Below are 20,658 nucleotides of genomic sequence, written 5' to 3' on the forward strand. Positions count from 1 at the left end.
CTATTCGGCTGCCGTGCGCATATCGAAATCCGCCACCGCATCGACGATCGGCGTGTCGCGGCGGTAGGGTTGCCAGCGGGTCTTCGCACCGATCTCTTGCGCAAGCTTGTGGCCGCTATGCACCGCGTGAGCGATCGCGCCCGGCGCTAGCGTGTCACCGATGCGATCGACGCTGCGGATGCCGGCGGCCGCAAGAGCATCCGCCCGCTCAGTCAACGCCTCGAACAGCTCGTTGCGCGGCAGCCGCAGCCCAACGATCAGCACCGAGCGGCAGGCAATGCTGCTCTCCTCGCCGGTGAACAGATGCGCCAGCGTCGCCATCTCGCCGTCGAAGGATTTCAGGAGATTCAGCGTCGTCACCGGCACCTTGCGCCGCGCCAGCGCGCGATGCACCAGCGGCAGCTCGTTGGTCATGATCGTCCAGGCAGAAGCCTGACCTGCCGGGGTGACGTAGCTGACCGGGATACCTTGCGCTGCAAGATGCTCGGTGAGGACACCGCCCATGTAGTAATTGTCGAAATCGAAGACCAGCGTCGGCCCTTGCGGGAGCCTACCGGCGGCGATGTCGTCGGGTGTGAACACATTGGGATGGTCGAGCATGCCGACCGGAATCTCCATCGAGGAATAGAGCATGTTGGTCCAGCGTGCGCCGGTCGCCAGCACCACGCGGTCTGGCGCCAGATCGATGATCTCGTCCGCGCCCAAAACACTCTCGGGATAGAGTGAGACGTTGCCCATCTCGCCGAGACGGCCGAGGCGGTAATCGACGACGCGGTTCCAGGCCGACAGGCCGGGCAGTGTCTTCTCGAAGGTCAGCCGCCCGCCGAAGCTGCGGCTGGCGTCGGCAAGCGTCACCTCATGGCCGCGCCGGCCGAGGGTGAGCGCGCATTCGAGCCCGGCTGGCCCGCCGCCGACAATCAGGATGCGCTCCGGTCTGTCGGTGGGCTCGACCCGTTCGGGATGCCAGCCGCGCCGCCATTCTTCGCCGGCGGTCGGGTTCTGGGTGCAGCGTACCGGCACGCCGTCATGCCAGCTCGAAATGCAGATGTTGCAGCCGATGCATTCGCGGATTTCGGCCTCGCGGCCTTCGCGGATCTTGGCCGGCAGGAAGGGGTCGGCGATCGAGGGCCGCGCGCCGCCGATGAAATCGAGCACGCCGCGCTTGATCTGCGAAACCATGGTGTCGGGCGAGGTGAAGCGGCCAACGCCCACCACCGGCTTCTTGGTCAGCGACTTGACGAAATCGATCACCGGCTCGTGGCTGCCTTCGCCGGTGAAGCGCGACGCCGAACAGTCGGTCGGGCTGGAATCCATCTTGACGTCGAACAGGTCGGGCAGGTCGGCCAGCAGTTCGATCAGTTCGTGCGCCTCGGAAGGCTGGTTACGGCCGGGCCGGCCGCGCAGTTCCTCGAGGCTGACCCGCAAGGCGATGCCGCAATCCTTGCCAACGGCGTCCTTGGTGACCTCGATCATCTCGCGCACGAAGCGCACGCGGTTCTCGATCGACCCGCCGTATTCATCGACGCGATGATTGTATTCCGGCAGCAGGAATTCGTAGCCGAGATAGCCCATGCCGGCATAGACATAGACGACGTCGAAACCGGCCGTGCGCGCCTTGCGCGCCGCCTCGGCCTGGCATCGCAGGACCTCCCTGATATCGGCCTTGTCCATGGTCTTCGGACGCAGATTGCCCATGAAGCCGACATGGGTGGCCATCCACGGAATTCCCGACGGCGACAGCGGCGGCAGGCGGCTCGCCCTGTTCATGACGGACGCGCCGCCATGCCAGAGCTCCACGCCGGCCAGCGAGCCATGGCGATGCACGGCTTCCGTCATCAGCGCATGGGCGCGGATGTCGTTGTCGTCCCACAGCGCGGCGAAAGGCAGTGGTGCATCGTCCGAGCTTGGGTCGATCGAACAGGCGCCGGTGCAGATCACGCCCCAGCCGCCCTCGGCCTTGGCCTCGCGAAAGGCGGCACGAACGCGCGGCAGCGCGTTGGTCATGCCGCTGGCATGCGGCACCTGGTAGAAGCGGTTCGGCGCGGTGACCGGCCCGATACGCATCGGCTCGAACAGGATTTCGTAGCGGGGATTGCAGGTCATCGGGGCTTCGCAAACACGCTTGTTGAACGATCGTACAACAAGCATATTCGCTGATATTGCAGAACGCAATGGCCCAAAGCATCGGCGCAGGGATCGGTCCGAAAAGGAGAGCCCGTGCGATGGTGTTTCGGCGGGCCGGTCGTCGGTGTTCACAATACGATCATATTTGTCCAAATTGGACAGATCTTGGAACCGGTCAGCCATATTTCGGGCTACCTTCTGCTCGCCTGTCGTTCCTCGCCAGCCTCGAAGGCCGCTCGACCCCTTTTGGGAGTCGCCGCGTTCAGATCGCTGGCCACGGTCTGCCGGGCACTTTGGGAGGAATATCGTGACACTGTTTGCCGTCCACTGCCTGGACCATGCCGACGCCCTGCCCAGGCGCTTGGCCAATTATGATGCTCATAAGGCGCATCTTGCCCAGGGGCAGGTGAAGACCGTCATCTCGGGTCCGCTGCTGGCGGGGGACGGCGAGACGATGATCGGCTCGCTCTTTGTGTTTTCCGCCGAAAAGATCGAGGATGTCAGGGCATTCAATGCCGCCGATCCCTTCAACGCGGCCAATGTCTGGCAGTCGGTCAGCATCAATCCGTTCCTGATGCGCGTCGACAACCGGAGCTAGAGCAATTCACCGTTTCACGGAAACGGCGAACTGCTCTAACTATTTGTTTTGACGCAATTCCTGTGGGAAAGCCGTTTCACACTTTTCCTGGAATTGCTCTAAGCCCGAGGCGAATTCATGGAACCCTTCGTCTATAACGCCCAGCCGACCCGCGTCATTTTCGGATCCGGCACCATCCGGCAGCTGCCCGCGGAGCTCGATCGGCTGGGTTTGAGGCGGGTCGCCGTGCTGGCAACGCCGCCGCAGGAGCCGGGAGCGCGACGCCTCGTCGAACAGCTTGGCGGCCGCGCCGCCGGCGTCTACGCGCGGGCGACGATGCACACGCCGGTGGAGATCACCGAGGACGCATTGCGCGTCATCCTGGATATCAAGGCCGACGGGCTCGTTGCCGTGGGCGGCGGCTCGACCACGGGTCTGGCCAAGGCCATTGCGCTGCGCACCGACCTGCCGCAGATCGTGGTGCCGACCACCTATGCCGGCTCGGAAATGACGCCGATCCTCGGCGAGACCAGGGATGGGGTGAAAGTCACCCAATCGAGCCCCAAAGTGCTGCCGGAGGTGGTGATCTACGACATCGACCTCACTCTGTCGCTGCCCGCGGCCATGTCCGGCACCAGCGGCTTGAATGCGATCGCGCATGCGGTCGAAGCGCTTTATGCACGCGAGCGCAACCCGGTCATCAGCCTGATGGCGACAGAAGCGATCGGCGCGCTTGCCGCCGCCCTGCCGATCATCTCCGACGATCCCGGCAACCGGGAAGCGCGCGCACAGGCGCTGTACGGCGCCTGGCTTTGCGGCATCTGCCTCGGCTCGGTGGGCATGGCGCTGCATCACAAGCTTTGCCATACGCTCGGCGGCAGCTTCGACCTGCCGCATGCCGAAACGCATGCGATCGTGCTTCCGCACGCGCTTGCCTACAACGCGCCGGCGGTGCCCGATGTGATGCACAAGCTTGGAGAGGTGCTCGGCACGGACGAGCCGGCCATGGCGCTCTACGATCTTGCTGGAAGGGTCGGTGCACGGCGCGCGCTTGCGGACATCGGCATGCCGCAAAGCGGCATCGAGCTTGCGACGGACAGGGCGCTGTCCAACCCTTACTGGAACCCGCGCCCGCTGGAGCGCGAAGCGATCAAGGGCCTGATCGCCCAGGCCTATGCCGGGCAACGGCCGCGCCCCTGAGGCGCGGCGCCATATGGAGGAGGATCATCTTGGGCAAAGTCGAGGCCAGGCGCGCTGAGCGGCCGAAATATCCCTATTTCGAGGAGGAAACCTCGGTCGATGTCGTCAACGCGCGCATGGGGCCCGATGTCGATCCGCGCCTGCGCGAGGTGATGAGCGTGCTGGTCAAGCATCTGCACGCCGCCATCAAGGAAATCGAGCCCACGCATGAGGAATGGCTCAAGGGCGTCACCTTCCTGACCGAAGTCGGCCAGATGTGTTCGGACTGGCGGCAGGAATTCATCCTTTTGTCCGACACGCTCGGCGTCTCGATGCTGGTCGACGCCATCAATCACCGGCGACCGAACGGCGCGACGGAGAACACCATTCTGGGACCATTCTACGTGCCCGAGGCGCCGCGCTACGAGCACGGCGCGAACATCTGCCGGGACGGCAAGGGCGAGCCGCTGGTGGTGCGCGGACGCGTGGTGGATACCGACGGCAAACCGGTCGCCGGCGCGCTGATCGACGTCTGGCAGACCAATGACGACGGCTTCTACGACGTCCAGCAGAAAGGGCTGCAGCCGGACTGGAACCTGCGCGGCGTGTTCACCAGCGGCGAGAACGGTGACTACTGGTATCGCGCCGTCAAGCCGCGCTACTACCCGATCCCGGACGACGGCCCCGTGGGCAAGATGCTTGCGGCGCTGGGACGCCATCCCAACCGGGCCGCCCATATCCATTTCATCATCAGCGCGCCGGGCTATGATCCGGTCATCACCCATATCTTCACGCCCGATTGCCAGTATCTCGCCGAAGACGCGGTCTTTGGCGTGAAGGATTCGCTGGTCGCGGATTTCAAGGCGGTCACGGACCCGGCCAGCGCGGCAGAGCTTGGTTTCACATCGCCCTATTGGGCGGTGAGTTGGGATTTCGTGCTGGCGCGCAAACCGGCGGACGCGGCCTGAGACTTGCAAGGAGGAAGAGATGACGCTGAGCTTCGACCCGAGGGCGAAGGCCACGACGCTTTACCATGGCGAATTCCGGCCGATGTTCATCGGCGGCAAGTGGGTCGCGGCACAGTCCGGTGAGGTGATGCAGGCGCTCAACCCGGCGACGGGCGAAGTGCTGGCCACGGTGCCGCGTGGCGGGGCCGCCGACATCGATGCGGCGGTGGCCGCAGCGCGCGCGGCCTTCGAAGGTCCGTGGTCGAAATTCTCGCCCTATGAGCGGCAGTGCGTGCTGTTGCGCATCGCCGATCTGTTCGAAACGCATTGGGAAGAGCTCAGCGTTTCCGACACGCTCGACATGGGGCTGCCGATCACCCGTACGCTCGCCAACCGGCGCCGGGTCATCGGCATGCTGCGCTTCTATGCCGGCATGGCGACGACGCTGCATGGCGAATCCATAGACAATTCAATCCCAGGTGAGATCGTCAGCTTCACAAGGCGCGAGCCGGTCGGCGTCGTCGGTGCGATCATTCCCTGGAACGCGCCGACCGCCGCCTCGATCTGGAAGATCGCGCCGGCGCTCGCCACCGGCTGCACTGTCGTGCTGAAACCTTCCGAGGACGCCTCGCTGACACCGTTGCTGATCGCGCGGCTGATGCAGAAAGCCGGCGTGCCGGACGGCGTCGTCAACATCGTCACCGGTACAGGCGCCGAGGCCGGCGCGCGGCTCGCCGAACATCCAGACGTCAACAAGATCGTCTTCACCGGCTCGACGCTGACCGGGCAAGCGATCGCGCGCGCGGGCGTGACGAACCTCAAGCGCGTTTCGCTCGAACTCGGCGGCAAGTCGCCGATCATCGTCTGCCGCGACGCCGACATCGACAAGGCTGTTCCGGTCGCGGCGATGGCGGTGTTCGTGCATTCGGGCCAGATCTGCATCGCCGGCTCGCGGCTGTTCGTGGCGCGCGAAATCCACGACGAATTCGTGCGCCGGGTCGCCGAGTTCGCCGGCAAGCTGCGCATCGGCCATGGCATCGAGGCTGAGACCGAAATCGGGCCGCTGATCAATGCCCGGCAGGCCGGCAAGGTGGAGGGATACATCAAGGCTGGCAGCGATGAGGGGGCGGAACTGGTCGCCGGCGGCTCGCGGCTGACGGGCGCGCTCTACGATGGCGGCAACTTCATCGCGCCCACGGTCTTCGGCGCGGTGTCGGACAAGATGACCATCGCGCGGGAAGAGATTTTCGGGCCGGTCATTTCCGCCATGCCCTTCGACACGCTCGACGAGGCGGTGGTGCGCGCCAATGCCACGCCCTATGGCCTCGCTGCCGGGGTCTTCACCACCCATCTCGGCACCGCGCACAAGCTGGCGCGCCGCATCAAGGCCGGTTCGGTCTGGGTCAATATGTACCATGCCATCGACCCCGCGGTGCCGTTCGGCGGCATGAAGATGTCCGGCTACGGCCGCGAGGGCGGCATCGAGCATCTGCATGAGTACATGGAGACGAAGTCAGTCTGGATCCAGACCGACTAGGGGTGTGCCGATATTCAGGTGAGGCCGGCCTGCGAAAGGCGGCATGCAAATCGCAAGGCAGGCAAACCGCTATCAGGGAACCTTTGTTCGGCTGGCGATTTTTGCCTATATTGGGAATGCGAATGGCCAGGAGGGTGTTGCCGATGACGACGAAACGGTTTGCGATCTGCGCTGTTGCCCTGGCTATGGGCTGCGTTGTGTCCTCGTCCGCCTTGGCCGGAGGCAAGCATCGTCACCACCAGGCCGAGCCGGAACGCTACGTTCCCGCCCAGGACGATCTCATCGACTTCCTGTTCGGCGGTCCGCGCTATTACGACCAGCAGCTGTTCACGACGGCGGCGGGCGCCTGTTCCTACCATCGGGTGGGGCCGGACGCGAACGCGATAAACAAGATCAACGACCACCATTGCGGGAAATGATCGGCTGATCTGCCTTTGGCAGACATAGGCCGCTATCCTCACGAGAGCTTACGGACATAAGCGACGGCTCGATGCCGCTTCTGTTTTGCTGCCCATTGCGCATTGGCGATTTCAGGATATGATGGAAATCGCCAATCGTGAGAAAATCATGAAAAAAAACTCCAAATCCGTCACCGTTGAAGCGGCAACGGCCGGGGATGCGCCTGAAATCGCACGCCTGCTGAGCTGGGCTTTCGGCTTCGGCAAGGCACGATCCGAGGAATATATCGCCAGTGTCGGGTTCAGTTCACTGCGGCTGCTGCGCGGCGAAAGCGGGCATCCGGAGGCCTGCGCGGCGCTGCTCGAGACGGCGCATGTCTTTCACGGCAGACCGGTGCGGGCGGCCAATATCGCGCATGTGGCGATCGCGCCGGAGCGTCGCGGCCAGGGGCTGGCGGTGCCTTTCGTCGACGCGTTGTGCGCGGAGGCGCAGGGCAAGGGCGCGGCCATCGCCACGCTGTTTGCCTCGACGCGGCCGGTCTATCGCAAGAGCGGCTTCGAGCTTGCCGGTCATGAAATCGTCTATGAAGCCGAGACGGCCAGCCTGCCGGCGGCGAGCAGGCTCGCCTTCGAACGCGTCGAGCTCGACGATCCGCGCCTTGCCGCTGCCTATGCCGTCAAGGCGAGCCGCGAGGCCGGGCTGCTCAGCCGTGGCCCGGCGCATTGGAACGCGTTGCGGCGAGAACCGACCGATGCGCTCGCTGCCTATCTCTGCGAAGGCGATGCTGCCTATCTGATCCTCGATATGAGTGACGAGGCTCGTCTCGATGTCCGCGACTGGTACGCCGCTTCGCCTGACGCCGCGCAAGGGCTGCTGTCGTTCCTGGCCAGGTTCCGCTCGGTCTATCCGGTGGCGCGCTGGCATGGCGGCCCGCAGGACGATTTGGTGGCGGCGATGCCGGACAAGGGCTGGCGCCTCGCGCATCAGGAGGAATGGCTGTTGCGGGTGCTCGATCCGGCAGCGGCGCTGCGCCAGCGCGGCTATCATGCCGACGATATCAGGCTGGCGCTGCGGCTCGGCTCAGCGGAGGCGGCGCTGGAGATCGAAATCAGGGGCGGCGCGGTCGAGGTCCGCGAGGCGGCCGGCGGGTGCCCGACCGTTGCCCTGCAGGCCCAGGCTTTCGCGCAGATATTCACGGGCTTTCGCAGCGCCTCGAAACTGGCGCAGTATGGCCAGGTGATCGGCGATGTGGCTGCCATGCGTCTGTGTGACCAGCTGTTTGCCGGACCGCCGCCCTGGGTGGCGGAGCACTTTTAGAGCATGATCCCGAAAAGTGGGAACCGGTTTTCTCAGACAAACGGTTTCGTTTGTCCGGAGGTCATGCTCAAACAAAGAGAACCGCGGGGAAATTCATGACACATGCGCTTATTGCGTCGCTGAGGGCGGCGGCCGGGGATATGACGCCGGCATTGGCGCGCGTCGCCGAGACGGTGCTGGCGCAGCCGGATGCCACCTTGCGCCAGAGCATCACCGAGCTTGCCGAGGCCTCAGCCTCGTCCGAGGCCAGCGTCATGCGCTTCTGCCGGGACCAGGGCTTTACCGGCTTCCAGGATTTCAAGCTGGCGCTGGCCAAGGAACTGGCGACCGACGAGCGGGCGCGGGACATCGGCTTGCCGACCGACGACATCCAGCGGCTGGTGGAGACCGCCATCATCTCGCTGCGCGAAACCGAGCAGCTGATCGTCCGGGAAGATATCGCCACCGCCTCGCGGCAGTTGCTGGCGGCGACGGCGATCGACTGTTTCGGCATCGCTGCTTCCGCGATCACGGCGCAGTATCTCGCCTACAAGATGACCCGCATCGGCAAGCTCAGCCGCGCGCTGGGTGACGCGCATCTGGCTGTGATGGCGGCGGGAACCACGCAGAAGGGCGCCGTGCAGGTGGTGATTTCGAGTTCGGGCTCGACCATCGACGCGGTGCGCATCGCCGAACTTGCCCGCTCGCAAGGCGCCTTCGTCATCGGCATCTCCAATCGTTCGAAAAGTCCGCTGGTCGCCGCCTGCGACCTCGCGCTGATCGCGTCCTGGCCGGAAACGCCGCTGACCGGCGGCGCGTTTCCGTCGAAGATCAGCCAGTTGCTGATCGTCGATGCGCTGGCGGCCGAGATGATGCGGCAGGATCCGGCGCGGCTCTCGCTGCTCGGGCGCACGGCGGAGGTCGTGAGTGACCGCAGCTTCTGATCGTGCGGTCTTCGCCGTCGACATTGGCGGGACCAAGATCGCCGCCGCCGAAGTGCGCGGCGGCCAATTGCACGACAGGCGCCAGACGGCGACGCCGAGAACGGGCAGGGGCGACGATCTGGTCGCGGCGATCGCCGGGCTTGCGCCCAAGCATGCGCTCGAAGCCGTCGCCGTCGCCACCACGGGCATCGTCCGCGACGGCGCGCTGACCGCGCTCAACCCGCAGACCTTGCCGATCGAGAACGGCTATCCGCTGGCACGGGCGCTCGAAACGGCGTTCGGCGTGCCGCCGCTGGTCGTCAACGATGCGCAGGCGGCGGCCTGGGCCGAATTCACCGTCGGCGCCGGCCGCGGCTTTCGCAACTTCGCATTCTTCACGGTTTCGACAGGCATTGGCTGTGGCCTGGTCATCGACGGCCGCCTGCAGACCGGCGCCACCGGGCTTGCCGGCCATGCCGGGCATATGATGTCCGACCCCGGCGGCGTGCTGTGCGGCTGCGGCCGGCGGGGCTGCTTGGAGACGATCGCCTCGGGCACAGCACTCGCCCGTCGCGGCAGTGAGCGGCTCGGCCGCCCGGTTGGCGCGCCGGATCTGTTCGCCTCCGCCAGGCAAGGCGATAGCGCCGCCGCCGAGGTGATCGCCGCCGCCGTCGATGCGCTGGTCAACGGCTTCGCCGACCTGACGGCTTCCGTCGACATCGACTGTTTCGCGGTCGGCGGCGGCGTCGGGCTGGCGGAGGGTTTTATCCAGGCCCTGCAGGCGCGTTCCCTGGAGCTTCCGGCGGTCTTCCAGCGCCAGATCCTTGCCGCGCAGGCCGGCGCCGATGCGGGACTGTTGGGGGTCGCGTTGCTCTCTGACGGAAATTTTCACCGAAAATAGTTTCTTGACAAAAAGTTTCATCCACGCTTGATTGCAGGGGTAACGCTCGAAGGAGAAACCCCAGGTGCAAGGCGATGTGCTCGCTCAGCTCGATGGAACGCTGGTTGTCTCGTGCCAGGCTGAATCCCACATGCCGCTCGACGCTCCCGAGCACATTGCCGCCATTGCCCGGTCGGTTGTCCTCGGCGGCGCCACCGCTGTGCGCATCGAGGGTGCCGCGAACATAGAGGCCGTCCGCGGACAGGTCGGCGTTCCCATCATCGGCCTGATCAAGGCGCGTCGTGGCGACACCGAAATCTACATCACCCCGACGCTCGCCAATGTGGCGTCGGTCATCGAGGCCGGCGCCGACATCGTGGCGCTCGACGCCACCAACCGGCCGCGCCCGACCGACCTCAAGACGATGTTCGGTGCGATCGCGCAGAGGGGACGCCTGTCGATGGGCGACGTCAGCACGCTCGACGAAGGCAAGCGCGCCCTCGATGCCGGCGCCTCCCTCATCAGCACCACCATGGCCGGTTACACGCCTTACTCCAACCAGCAGCGCGGGCCGGATTTCCAGCTCATGGAACAGCTCGCCGGCGCCGGTCTGCCGTTTGTCGCCGAGGGCCGCATCTGGACGCCGCAGGAGGCGGTCCGCTGCTTTGAGCTCGGTGCCCGTTTCATCGTCGTCGGCGGCGCCATCACGCGGCCCGACGCCATCACCCGCGGCTTCGTCGACCAGGTCGCGTCGTGGAGCGCCAATCCGCAATTGAAGAGGAACCAGTCATGATCAAGCGCCGCCACGTCGCCGTTATTGGTGCGGGCTTCATGGGCTCCATGCACGCCGCGATCTTTGCTGACTTGGTCGGCTGCGAACTGGCGGCGATCGTCGATCCCAATCTGGAGCTGGCCGGCGCTGTTGCCGCCAAGGCGCCGGGCTGCAAGGTCTACGCCAGCCACGAGGCGCTGCTGGCGGCCGAGCGCGATCTCGATCTCGTCTCGATCTGCACGCCCGACAATCTGCACCTGGCGCCGGCGGTTGCCGTGGCCAAGGCCGGCATCAATATATTCGTCGAAAAGCCGATCTCCTCCACGGTCGCGGATGCGCAAGCCATCATCGCTGCCTGCGAGGCGGCCAAGATCAAGCTCGGCATCGGCTATCTCCTGCGCTTCGATCCGCGCTACGCCGCGGCCAAGGAGCTGATGACTTCAGGCAAGATCGGCGCGCCGATCCACATCTATGCCCGGCGCAACAGCGCCCGCACCGAAGGCCCCAAGCGCTATGGCGGCAAGCTGCCGCTGGCGCTGCACGTCACCGTGCACGATGTCGACATGGTGCTGTGGATGCTCGACGGGCAGCATCCGGTTTCCGTCTATGCCCAACAGACCGACATTCTGCTCGGCGCGTCGGGCACGCAGGACAGCCTGGCGGCCATCGTGCGCTTCTCCGGCGGCACTGTGGTGAATTTCGAAAGCGCCTGGTCGCTGCCGGCCGGCGCCCGCCACATGATCGATGCCCGCATGGAGCTGATCGGCACCGAAGGGTCGTTCGAGGTGCAGTGCGGCGACAGCGGCCTCTACTACGCCAGCAACGAAACCTCGCGCGAGATCGACACCCAGCATTGGCCTGTCGTCAACGGCCGTCTCGACGGCGACCTGGCACGTCAGCTCGGCGGCCTGCTTGCCTGGCTGGATGGCGCCGCCATGCCGATCGCCAGCGGTCGCGATGGTCTTCGTTCGCTCGAACTCACACTGGCGATGATGCGGTCGGCTGAGAGCGGCGAAATCGTGCGCCTTGGTTAGAGGTGACGATCAGACAAACAGAGAGAATTTGAAACGAGGCCAAAGCGGCCCAACAATGGGAGACGAAAAATGCTTAACAGACGCAATCTATTGATGCTTGGCGTGGCTGCCGCCGCGCTTGCCACTGCCCTGCCGGCCCTGGCGCAGGACAAGCCGTTCAACGGGGTGCAATTGTCGGTGCTGCTCGAAGGCCACCCGACCACCGACGCCATCCAGAAGTTGTTGCCGGAATTCAAGCAGGTGACCGGCATCGACGTGGCGCTCGAAGTCGTGCCCGAGCAGGATATCACGGCCAAGGAACTGCTCGAATTCTCCTCCAAGTCCGGCCGCTACGATGTCGTCCAGAACAACATCATCTACCTGCCGGGCTTCGTGAAGTCGGGCTATGTCGTGCCGCTCGACGATTTCCTGGCCAAGCACAAGGAGAACTTCGACAAAGCCGATTTCGTGCCCGGCTATTTCAACACCAACGTCGTCGACGGCAAGGTTTACGGGCTGCCCGTCTATGGCGAGAGCACCTTCGTTATGTACCGCAAGGACCTGTTCGAACAGTACGGGCTTGCGGCGCCGAAGACGTTCGACGACATCGAGGCCGCGGCCAAGACGATTTCGGAAAAGACCAACAAGCAGATCGCCGGCATCACCATGCGCGGCCAGCAAGGCATCCAGGGTGTCTATGTCTGGGCTGCCTATCTCTGGGGTTTTGGTGGCTCATTCCTCGATGCCGGCGGCAAGTCGGCGCTGGCAACGCCGGAGGGCGTCGCCGCACTCGATGCCTTCACCAAGCTGCTGAAGGATTACGGTCCGGTCGGCGTCGCCAATTTCGGCTGGGAAGAAAACCGGCTGCTGTTCCAGCAGGGCAAGGCGGCAATCACGCTCGATGCCACCGTCAACGGCGCCTACAATGAAGACCCGACCGTCTCCACGGTCGTCGGCAAGGTTGGCTATGTGCCGGTGCCGATGAAGTCCGCCTCGCCCAAGGGCGGTTCGTCCTCGCTCGCCGTGCACTCGATGTATGTCTCGGCCGAATCCAAGAACCAGGAAGCGGCCGCATTGTTCGCTGCCTGGGCGACCGCCAAGGAGCAGCAGCTGAAGGCGATCGAAACCGATCCCAACTCCGGCGTGACCTCGCTTTCGGTGCTGAACAGCGAGGCCTTCGGCAAGCGCTATGGCGCCTTCAAGGACGGCATGATCGCCGCCATCAACGCCGGCAATCCGCAATATCTGCCGACGGTCGAACAGGCCAACGAGATCATCAACAACACCGGCATCGCCGTCTCCAAGGCGCTTGCCGGCACGGCCAGCGCCGCTGACGCCTTGAAGGAGGCGGACGAGGCCAACAACGCCGCGCTCGCTCGTTAAGCGGGCAGGCGTGCCCTGCCGCGTGCGCTCCCTGTGCGCGGCAGGGCGATATCCTCAACTGATGGATTGAGACCGTGGCGACAACAGCGTCGGATCCGACGAAGCATTTCTTCCAGCCGATCATCGTCTGCCTGACCGTGGCATCGGTCGCGCTGACGCTGTTCGTGATCTGGATTTCGCTGCACGATCTGTCGCTGATGCGCGCCGGGCGTGAGAAGTTTGTCGGCCTCGACAATTATCTCCGCTTCTTCGGCGATCCGCGCGCCATGGCCGCGCTGTGGCGCACGGTGCTGTTCACGGCGCTGGCGACGGTGATCGAGATCGCGCTCGGCCTTGCCGTCGTGCTGTTCCTCGACCGCGACTTCGCCATGAAGCGGCTGGTGCGGACGCTGCTTCTGGTGCCCATCATCATGACGCCGGTGGTTGTCGGCCTGACCTGGCGCTTCCTGTTCGACCCCGCCACCGGCATGGCGAATTATCTTCTGTCGCTGGCCGGTATCTCCCAGGTCGACTGGCTCGGCAGCCCGCAGATTGCGCTGTTTGCGGTGCTGATCGCCGACATCTGGCAATGGACGCCCTTCGTCATCCTGCTGGTGATGGCGGCGCTGGAATCGGCGCCGACCGATCCGCTCAATGCGGCCCGTGTCGACGGCGCGCGCGAATGGCAGGTGACCTGGTACGTGCTGTTGCCGATGCTGCGCCGGGCGCTGGCCATCGTCGCGCTGATCCGGGCGATCGACAGCATCAAGGCCTTCGACCTGTTCTACATCATGACACGCGGCGGGCCGGCGCTGTCGACCGAGACGCTGAAATATTACGGCTACATCGTCGCCTTCACCAATTTCGACATTTCCTACGCGCTGGCCATCGCCGTCATCCTGACCATCTTCACCAATGTCGCGCTGCTGACCATGTACAGCGTGCTGTTTCCGAAAGCAGGAGAGCGCTGATGGGCCGGCGCGCGGTTTTCTATGTCGGGCTGCTCATGCTTTTGCTGGCGGTGCTGTTCCCGCTCTACTGGGTGGTGGTGACCTCGTTCAAGACGACGCGCGATGCCTTCGCCATTCCGCCGGTGTGGCTGTTCAGCCCGACGCTCGACAATTACCGCACGGTGTTCGCCAATCGCGGCTTCCTCAGCGCCTTCGCCAACTCCTTCATCATCTCCATCCTGTCCAGCGCGCTGGCGGTGGCCATCGGCTCGGTCGCCGCCTACGGGCTGGCGCAGCAGCCGGGCGACCTGCGCCGCTCGAAGGAAAAGTTCATCCTCAGCCTGCGCATCGCGCCGGCGCTGCTGTTCGTCATTCCGATGTACTATCTGGCGACGCGGATCGGCGCGCTCAACCAGCATTGGCTGCTGATTGCCGCCTATGCCTTTGTCAACGTGCCGTTCGCCATCTCGCTGCTGATCACCTTCTTCGACGACATCCCGAAGGAATTGCGCGATGCGGCCCGCGTCGACGGCGCGCGCGAGTTCAGCGTGTTCTGGCATGTCTATTTGCCGGCGGCGCGCGGCGGCATGGTGGCGACGCTGATCCTGTGCGTGCTGTTCACCTGGAACGAGTTCTTCGTCGCCCTGGTGCTGACCGGCCGCGACACGCAGACCTTGCCGGTCTCCATCACCTCGTTCCTGACCTTCCAAGGCATCCAGTGGGGCGCGCTGACCGCCGCCGCCACGCTCATCATGCTGCCGATGATCGTGCTTGGCGTTCTGGTGCAGGGGCAGATCGTGCGCGGCATGACGCTGGGCAGCGTGAAGGGCTGAAGGGAATCCGATGGCGAATTTGTCTATACGGTCGGTGTCGAAATCCTACGGTGCGGTCAACGTGCTGGACGATGTCTCGGTCGAGGTCGAGGAAGGTTCCTTCGTCGTGCTGCTCGGGCCGTCGGGCTGCGGGAAGTCGACGCTGCTGCATGCGATTGCCGGACTGAACCCGATCGATTCCGGCACCATCGTCATCGGCGACCGCAACGTCACCAACCTTCCCGCGCGGGAGCGCGACGTGGCGATGGTGTTCCAGTCCTACGCGCTCTATCCGACCATGTCGGTGGCCGAGAACATCGCCTTTCCGCTGAAGATGCGCGGACTCGACCGCAAGACATCACAGGAAAAGGTCGACGCGGTGGCGAAGCTGCTGCAGATCGAACCCTTGCTGGGGCGCAAGCCACGCGAGTTGTCCGGCGGCCAGCGCCAGCGCGTCGCCATCGGCCGGGCGCTGGTGCGCGATCCCCGGCTGTTCCTGTTCGACGAGCCGCTGTCCAATCTCGACGCGGCGCTGCGCACCGAATTGCGCGCCGAGATCAAGCGCCTGCACCAGTCGATCCGCCGCACCATGGTTTATGTGACGCACGACCAGACCGAGGCGTTGACGCTCGCCGACAAGATCGTCGTGCTCAAGGCCGGCAAGATCGAGCAGATCGGCACGCCGCTTTCGCTCTACGACGATCCAGACAATGCTTTTGTCGCCGGCTTCATCGGTTCGCCGCGCATGAATTTCCTAAGGGCAAGCGTGGTCGAAGACGGGAAAGCCGTGCTCGTCGGTGATGCCAGGGTCGACGTCTCGCATCTTGTCGCGAAGCTCGTCGGCGGCCAGCAGGTCACGCTGGGCATCAGGCCGGAGCATCTTGACGAAAAGCAGGGCGTCGAACTCGCGCTTGCCGTCGATGTCACCGAGCGCCTGGGATCGACCTCCTATGTGCACGGCGTGCTGCCGAGCGGCGAAACGGTGGTGGCCGAACGGCGCGAGGACCAGCCGCGTTTCGGCGAGACCATCACGCTGCGCTTCCAGCCCCACCGCACGCGCATCTTCGATGCGCAAGGGCTGCGTGTTCGCTGATCCTGCCTCAGACCGTTTCCCATCCCGCAAAGCGGTTGGGGCGCAGCCATTCCTGTGCCGGATTGCCGTCGCCCGATAGCACGGCGTCGACCAGCCAGCGCGCCGTGGCGGGTGCCGCATGCATGCCGATCGAACCCATGCCGCCATGCAGGAACAGCCCCTCGACGGCGGTCCTGCCGGCGACCGGCAGGCCGTCGGACAGCATCGGGCGGTTGCCGGGATAGACGTTCTTGACCTGCGGCGAGCCGAGGCCGGGTAGCATGCGCAGCGTGCGGCTGGCGATACGGCTTGCCATATCGGTGTTGCGGACGAGGTCGCGAAAGGCGGGCTGGACGGAGGCGCCGAGCCTGGCGTCGCCGCCGCGCATCGGATTAAGGCAGATCGCCTCCACCGCCGGCTGGTCGTCGCGCTGGGCGGCGACATCGGCGAGGCCGTCGAGCCGCATGCGCCGGCCGAGTTCCTCCTGATCCGGCCAGGTCAGTTCTTCGACGATCCATGGCAATTCGAAGTCGAGTTTTCCTAACTGGATCAGCCAACCGCGGCCGGCGGTGAAGGGCAGGCCGGGCAGCGGCCCGTCGCCGACGGTGCGCCGCAAAAGCTCCGACATCCACAGGCCGTTGGCGAGGAAGACGAGATCAGCGGGAATGAGGCCCTGGTCGGTCAGCACACCCTGGACCTTGCCGCCTTTGGAGAAGATCTGGGCGACGCGCAGACCGGTGCGGATCGCAGCCCCTGCCTCACGCGCGGCATGGGCGAAGGCATGTGTCGCGCCCATCGGCTCCAGAGTCCAGGCGCGGCCGACGGAATAGCCGCCCGCCACTTTGAAGCCGATGCGCGGATGGTCGCGCGCCAGTTCCTTGCCAGAGATTTTCTCCATTGGCACGCCGGCCGCCCGATAGCGCTCGGCCACTGCGGCGGCGGCCTCGAAACGGGCGTCGTCCTCGGAAATCAAGAGATGCGCGATGGCGGCGAATTCGAAGGGCACGGGCCCGTCGGCGAGTTCCGAATAGACCTCGACGCTGGCGTCCAGCAGTTCGACCACTTCTTTCTGCGGACCGCTGAGCAAGGTGCCAGTGTTCCGCCCCGACGACTCGGCCGCGATCATGCTCTGCTCGAGGATGGTCGTCTTGAGGCCACGGCGGGCCAGCTCATAGGCGAGCGTGCAGCCGGCAATGCCACCGCCGATGACCAAGGCGTCCCTTGGTGCCTTGCCGGGATTTGAGACGAAGGACATGAGTTATAGCCTTCCGATAAATCTCGTATACTCGTATACGATATTATGAAAAGACTTTCAAGCGATGCTGCCCGTGGAGCATCGCGGCGGTGCCGCGAAGATGCTATCGGTTCGGTCCGATGCGGGTGGAGGTCGGTGTTGGCCGGTTCCCGGCAGCCGGAAGTGCGAGGGTGCCCCCGAAGTTGAAAGCCGCCCGATTTCAACGACTTTTGGCTGGATCCGCCAGTTCGGCGCGAATCTCCGCGCCATCTTCGTCGCGTGCCGGACTTTTCGCCGGTATCTTTTGCGCCCGTCCGGAAAACGCGGAGCAGCGGCGGCTTGCAAGATGCCGTCCATCGTTAGCCAGGAACCGCGCGCGGCCATGTGCAGATGCAGTGCCGCCTCCCAAGGATTGAGCACTGGGGAGACGCAAGCGTCCGAGTCCTCGAACAGGCTGGTCCACTCGTCACGGGTTTTTGCGGCGAAGATCGCCGCCAGCCGGCTGCCGAGCTGCGGCCAGAGATCGCGATCGAATTGGTTGGCGAATTGCGGATCGGCGGCGAGGCCAAGCCGCTCGAGGAACAGCGCGTAGAATTTCGGCTCGATGCACTGGACGCTGATGAAGCCGCCATCGGATGTGCGGTAGACGCGGCACCAATGCGGTCCATCGAGAAGGCTTTGGCCGCGTTCGGCGACGAGCGCGTCGGGCTGGCCGATCGCCATCAGCAAGTTCATCATGTGGGCCGAGCCGTCGACGATGGCCGCGTCGACCACGGTGCCTTCACCGCTTGCTCGCGCGTTCATGATGCCGGCGAGCATGCCGATCACCAGATAGAGCGCGCCGCCGCCTATGTCGCCGGTGAGCGTCGGCGGCGCCATGGGCGGCTCGCCCGGCAAGGAGGCATACCAGAGCGCGCCCGACACACCGGTATAGTTCATGTCATGGCCGGCGGTGTGGGCCAGCGGACCGTCCTGGCCCCAGCCGGTCATGCGGCCATAGACCAGCCGCTTGTTGGCCGCCAGGCAAGCATCCGGGCCGAGCCCGAGACGCTCCATGACGCCTGGCCGAAACCCCTCGATCAACCCGTCGGCGGTGGCGATGAGGCGCATCAGCACGGCGACATCGTTGGCATCCTTGAGGTCAAGCGCGATGGAGCGCTTGCCGCGATCGAGCAGCGAGCGTTCGGGGAGGCCTGGCACGGGCGCCTGCTTGCGATGGACGACGATGACGTCGGCGCCGAGATCGGCGAGCAGCATGCCGGCAAAGGGCGCTGGCCCCAGCGCCTCGATCTCGACGATGCGAATTCCCCTAAGCATTCCACCCTCCACGGCGTCTCCTGAGTATCGCGCCCTCTCGTTGCGGCCTGGGCGACGGTGTGTAACCCCGCTGTTTTGGCATTGAAGCACGTGCCGCTCGCATATACTTCAGGGCCATGAAAAAAATCGGTTTCCTGTCATTCGGGCACTGGACGCCCTCGTCGCAATCGCAAGTGCGCTCGGCGTCTGACGCCCTGCTGCAGTCCATCGATCTCGCCGTCGCCGCCGAGCAGCTTGGCGCCGACGGCGCCTATTTCCGCGTGCACCATTTTGCCCGCCAGCTCGCCTCGCCATTCCCGCTGCTGGCGGCGGTCGGCGCCAAGACCAGCCGCATCGAGATCGGCACGGCGGTCATCGACATGCGCTATGAGAATCCGCTCTACATGGCCGAGGATGCGGGCGCGGCCGACATCATCGCTGGTGGCCGGCTGCAGCTCGGCATCAGCCGTGGCTCGCCCGAGCAGGTGATCGATGGCTGGCGCTATTTCGGCTACGAGCCACAGGAAGGCAAAAGCGACGCAGACATGGCGCGGCATCACGCCGAGGTCTTCCTCGACACGTTGCGCGGCGTGGGCTTCGCCCAGCCCAATCCGCGGCCGATGTTCCCCAACCCGCCTGGGCTGCTGCGGCTTGAGCCGCATTCGAAGGGCCTGCGCGAGCGCATCTGGTGGGGTGCTGCCACCAACGCCACCTCGGAATGGGCGGCCAAGCTCGGCATGAATTTGCAGAGCTCAACGCTCAAATTCGACGAGAGCGGCAAGCCTTTCCATATCCAGCAGGCCGAACAGATCCGGATCTATCGCGAGGCCTGGAAGGCGGCCGGCCATGACCGCGAGCCGCGCGTCTCGGTCAGCCGCAGCATCTTCGCGCTGGTCGACGACCGCGACCGCGCCTATTTCGGCCGCGGCAATGAAAGCCGCGACCAGATCGGCTTCATCGAGGAGAATACGCGGGCGATCTTCGGCCGCAGCTACGCCGCCGAGCCGGATGTGCTGATCAAGGAGCTGGCGCAGGATGAGGCGATCGCCGAGGCCGACACGCTGCTGCTCACCGTGCCCAACCAACTCGGCGTCGACTACAACGCCCATGTCATCGAGGCGATCCTGACCCATGTCGCGCCGGCGCTGGGCTGGCGCTGACCGCGGCGCCGTGTAACCATCGATCGCGGCGGGCGATTCAGGAGGTTCACGGCATGGCGAAGAAGGCCCTGATTGCCTGGGGCGGCTGGGAAGGCCACACGCCCGAGCGCAGCGCCAACATCATCCGCGCGCTGCTTCAGCGCAACGGGTTTGATGTCACGCTGGGCGAGGGCACCGCGCTGTTCGCCGACCCGGAGCTTGCGTCCTTCGATCTCATCGTGCCGGTCATCACCATGTCGACGATCGAAAAGGCCGAGTTGCAGAACTTGACGCAGGCGGTTCGCGCGGGAAGCGGACTTGGCGGCTTCCACGGCACGATGGGCGACAGTTTTCGCAATGAGCCCGACTACCAGTTCATGACCGGCGGCCAATGGGTCGCGCATCCCGGCAACATCATCGACTATCAGGTGGTGATCACACAACCGGACGATCTGATCACAAAAGGCATCAGTGATTTCGCCTACCGATCGGAGCAGTATTACATGCATGTCGATCCGAGCAACGATGTGCTGGCGACGACGACCTTCAGCGATACGCATTTTCCAGGCATTGGCGGGGTTGTCATGCCGGTGGTCTGGAAGCGCCGGTATGGCGCGGGCAGGGTGTTCTACAGTTCGCTTGGGCACACGGCGGATGAGTTCGCGGTACCGGAGATGGCGCTGATTGTGGAGCGCGGGTTGGTGTGGGCTGCGCGAGGGTAGCGGCGCGCGAAATTTCGTGGAAATCTGGGCCGAATTCGCTGGGACATCTAAGGAGATATCCAATGAATGGTCTCGATTGGTCCGCATCCGAAAAGAAGCTCGCGCGCCGTGCCTTCGATACGGCTCTTGAGGCGGCCCTCGCAAAGACGATGGCTGACTTCAAAAGCAAGGCCAGTGCGGTGACGCAGCCCTCCGACATGTGGGAGCTGGAAGACTATTTGCGCGAACAGCGGCGGGACATCGATCGGACGTTCGACTATCGCTACTCGCAGCTTCTGTTTGTCTTCGCGCAACTCATTCGAGCAGGTTATCTCGACGAAAAGTTGATTGCTGGTCTGTCGCAAGACAAACGAGACGTCATTCAGCGGGACCTGGCCTTTGTGGCGAGGCGCTAGCGGATGACGGGGAGCGAGTGTCGCTGTCT

General features: G+C 64.8%; 20 protein-coding genes. 17 read left to right on the forward strand and 3 right to left on the reverse strand.

What is annotated here, in order from left to right:
- Complete coding sequence (locus AC0V7N_RS14385) at positions 1 to 2,103, reverse strand: oxidoreductase (RefSeq protein ID WP_475458512.1); 2,103 nt, start codon at positions 2,101 to 2,103, stop codon at positions 1 to 3.
- Between the two features lie 328 nt (positions 2,104 to 2,431).
- Here AC0V7N_RS14385 and AC0V7N_RS14390 point away from each other — a divergent pair, with 328 nt between their 5' ends.
- From AC0V7N_RS14390 to AC0V7N_RS14455, 14 genes are all read left to right on the forward strand, one after another.
- The gene (locus AC0V7N_RS14390; RefSeq protein WP_475458514.1) at positions 2,432 to 2,722 is read left to right on the forward strand and encodes a YciI family protein; all 291 of its coding nucleotides are present in this window, start codon (positions 2,432 to 2,434) and stop codon (positions 2,720 to 2,722) included.
- A 117-nt stretch (positions 2,723 to 2,839) separates the two neighbouring features.
- Positions 2,840 to 3,901: a maleylacetate reductase gene (locus AC0V7N_RS14395; protein WP_475458517.1), complete on the forward strand. Its 1,062-nt coding sequence runs from the start codon at positions 2,840 to 2,842 to the stop codon at positions 3,899 to 3,901.
- 29 nt (positions 3,902 to 3,930) lie between these two features.
- Positions 3,931 to 4,848: an intradiol ring-cleavage dioxygenase gene (locus AC0V7N_RS14400; RefSeq protein WP_475458519.1), complete on the forward strand. Its 918-nt coding sequence runs from the start codon at positions 3,931 to 3,933 to the stop codon at positions 4,846 to 4,848.
- A 19-nt stretch (positions 4,849 to 4,867) separates the two neighbouring features.
- On the forward strand, positions 4,868 to 6,364 hold the full coding sequence (locus AC0V7N_RS14405) for an aldehyde dehydrogenase family protein (protein WP_475458522.1): 1,497 nt from the start codon (positions 4,868 to 4,870) through the stop codon (positions 6,362 to 6,364).
- A gap of 143 nt (positions 6,365 to 6,507) precedes the next feature.
- Positions 6,508 to 6,783, forward strand: coding sequence for a hypothetical protein (locus AC0V7N_RS14410; RefSeq protein ID WP_475458524.1), 276 nt, complete (start codon positions 6,508 to 6,510; stop codon positions 6,781 to 6,783).
- Positions 6,784 to 6,931: 148 nt separating this feature from the next.
- Entirely contained in the window at positions 6,932 to 8,080 is a 1,149-nt protein-coding gene (locus tag AC0V7N_RS14415; RefSeq protein ID WP_475458526.1) for a GNAT family N-acetyltransferase, read from the forward strand.
- 95 nt (positions 8,081 to 8,175) lie between these two features.
- On the forward strand, positions 8,176 to 9,003 hold the full coding sequence (locus tag AC0V7N_RS14420) for a MurR/RpiR family transcriptional regulator (protein ID WP_475458528.1): 828 nt from the start codon (positions 8,176 to 8,178) through the stop codon (positions 9,001 to 9,003).
- Positions 8,987 to 9,883, forward strand: a complete 897-nt coding sequence (locus tag AC0V7N_RS14425; protein WP_475458530.1) for an N-acetylmannosamine kinase — start codon at positions 8,987 to 8,989, stop codon at positions 9,881 to 9,883. Before AC0V7N_RS14420 ends, AC0V7N_RS14425 begins: the two co-directional genes overlap by 17 nt.
- A 64-nt stretch (positions 9,884 to 9,947) precedes the next feature.
- On the forward strand, positions 9,948 to 10,655 hold the full coding sequence (locus tag AC0V7N_RS14430; RefSeq protein ID WP_475458532.1) for an N-acetylmannosamine-6-phosphate 2-epimerase: 708 nt from the start codon (positions 9,948 to 9,950) through the stop codon (positions 10,653 to 10,655).
- Positions 10,652 to 11,668, forward strand: coding sequence for a Gfo/Idh/MocA family protein (locus tag AC0V7N_RS14435; protein ID WP_475458534.1), 1,017 nt, complete (start codon positions 10,652 to 10,654; stop codon positions 11,666 to 11,668). Before AC0V7N_RS14430 ends, AC0V7N_RS14435 begins: the two co-directional genes overlap by 4 nt.
- A 69-nt stretch (positions 11,669 to 11,737) precedes the next feature.
- Positions 11,738 to 13,030: an ABC transporter substrate-binding protein gene (locus AC0V7N_RS14440; RefSeq protein ID WP_475458537.1), complete on the forward strand. Its 1,293-nt coding sequence runs from the start codon at positions 11,738 to 11,740 to the stop codon at positions 13,028 to 13,030.
- Positions 13,031 to 13,104: 74 nt separating this feature from the next.
- On the forward strand, positions 13,105 to 13,980 hold the full coding sequence (locus tag AC0V7N_RS14445; RefSeq protein WP_496627912.1) for an ABC transporter permease subunit: 876 nt from the start codon (positions 13,105 to 13,107) through the stop codon (positions 13,978 to 13,980).
- On the forward strand, positions 13,980 to 14,792 hold the full coding sequence (locus AC0V7N_RS14450) for a carbohydrate ABC transporter permease (protein WP_027044438.1): 813 nt from the start codon (positions 13,980 to 13,982) through the stop codon (positions 14,790 to 14,792). Before AC0V7N_RS14445 ends, AC0V7N_RS14450 begins: the two co-directional genes overlap by 1 nt.
- Positions 14,793 to 14,802: 10 nt before the next feature.
- Positions 14,803 to 15,864 (forward strand): ABC transporter ATP-binding protein, encoded by a 1,062-nt coding sequence (locus AC0V7N_RS14455; RefSeq protein ID WP_475458541.1) that lies wholly within the window; start codon positions 14,803 to 14,805, stop codon positions 15,862 to 15,864.
- A gap of 7 nt (positions 15,865 to 15,871) precedes the next feature.
- On the opposite strand, the gene AC0V7N_RS14460 is transcribed toward AC0V7N_RS14455, so the two are convergent.
- On the reverse strand, positions 15,872 to 17,098 hold the full coding sequence (locus AC0V7N_RS14460; protein WP_475458543.1) for an NAD(P)/FAD-dependent oxidoreductase: 1,227 nt from the start codon (positions 17,096 to 17,098) through the stop codon (positions 15,872 to 15,874).
- A gap of 57 nt (positions 17,099 to 17,155) precedes the next feature.
- Positions 17,156 to 18,394: a CoA transferase gene (locus AC0V7N_RS14465; RefSeq protein ID WP_496627914.1), complete on the reverse strand. Its 1,239-nt coding sequence runs from the start codon at positions 18,392 to 18,394 to the stop codon at positions 17,156 to 17,158.
- Positions 18,395 to 18,510: 116 nt separating this feature from the next.
- Between AC0V7N_RS14465 and AC0V7N_RS14470 the strand changes: the two genes are divergently transcribed.
- The 3 genes from AC0V7N_RS14470 to frp all read left to right on the forward strand — a co-directional run bounded on the left by AC0V7N_RS14470 (position 18,511) and on the right by frp (position 20,629).
- Complete coding sequence (locus tag AC0V7N_RS14470; protein WP_475458547.1) at positions 18,511 to 19,533, forward strand: LLM class flavin-dependent oxidoreductase; 1,023 nt, start codon at positions 18,511 to 18,513, stop codon at positions 19,531 to 19,533.
- 53 nt (positions 19,534 to 19,586) lie between these two features.
- A complete protein-coding gene (locus AC0V7N_RS14475; RefSeq protein ID WP_475458550.1) occupies positions 19,587 to 20,234 on the forward strand; it encodes a ThuA domain-containing protein in 648 nt (215 codons plus the stop codon).
- Positions 20,235 to 20,296: 62 nt separating this feature from the next.
- Positions 20,297 to 20,629, forward strand: a complete 333-nt coding sequence (gene frp / locus AC0V7N_RS14480) for a fluorescence recovery protein (protein WP_475458552.1) — start codon at positions 20,297 to 20,299, stop codon at positions 20,627 to 20,629.
- The last annotated feature ends 29 nt before the right edge of the window (positions 20,630 to 20,658 follow it).

It is taken from the genome of Mesorhizobium kamtschaticum (genome assembly GCF_056174585.1).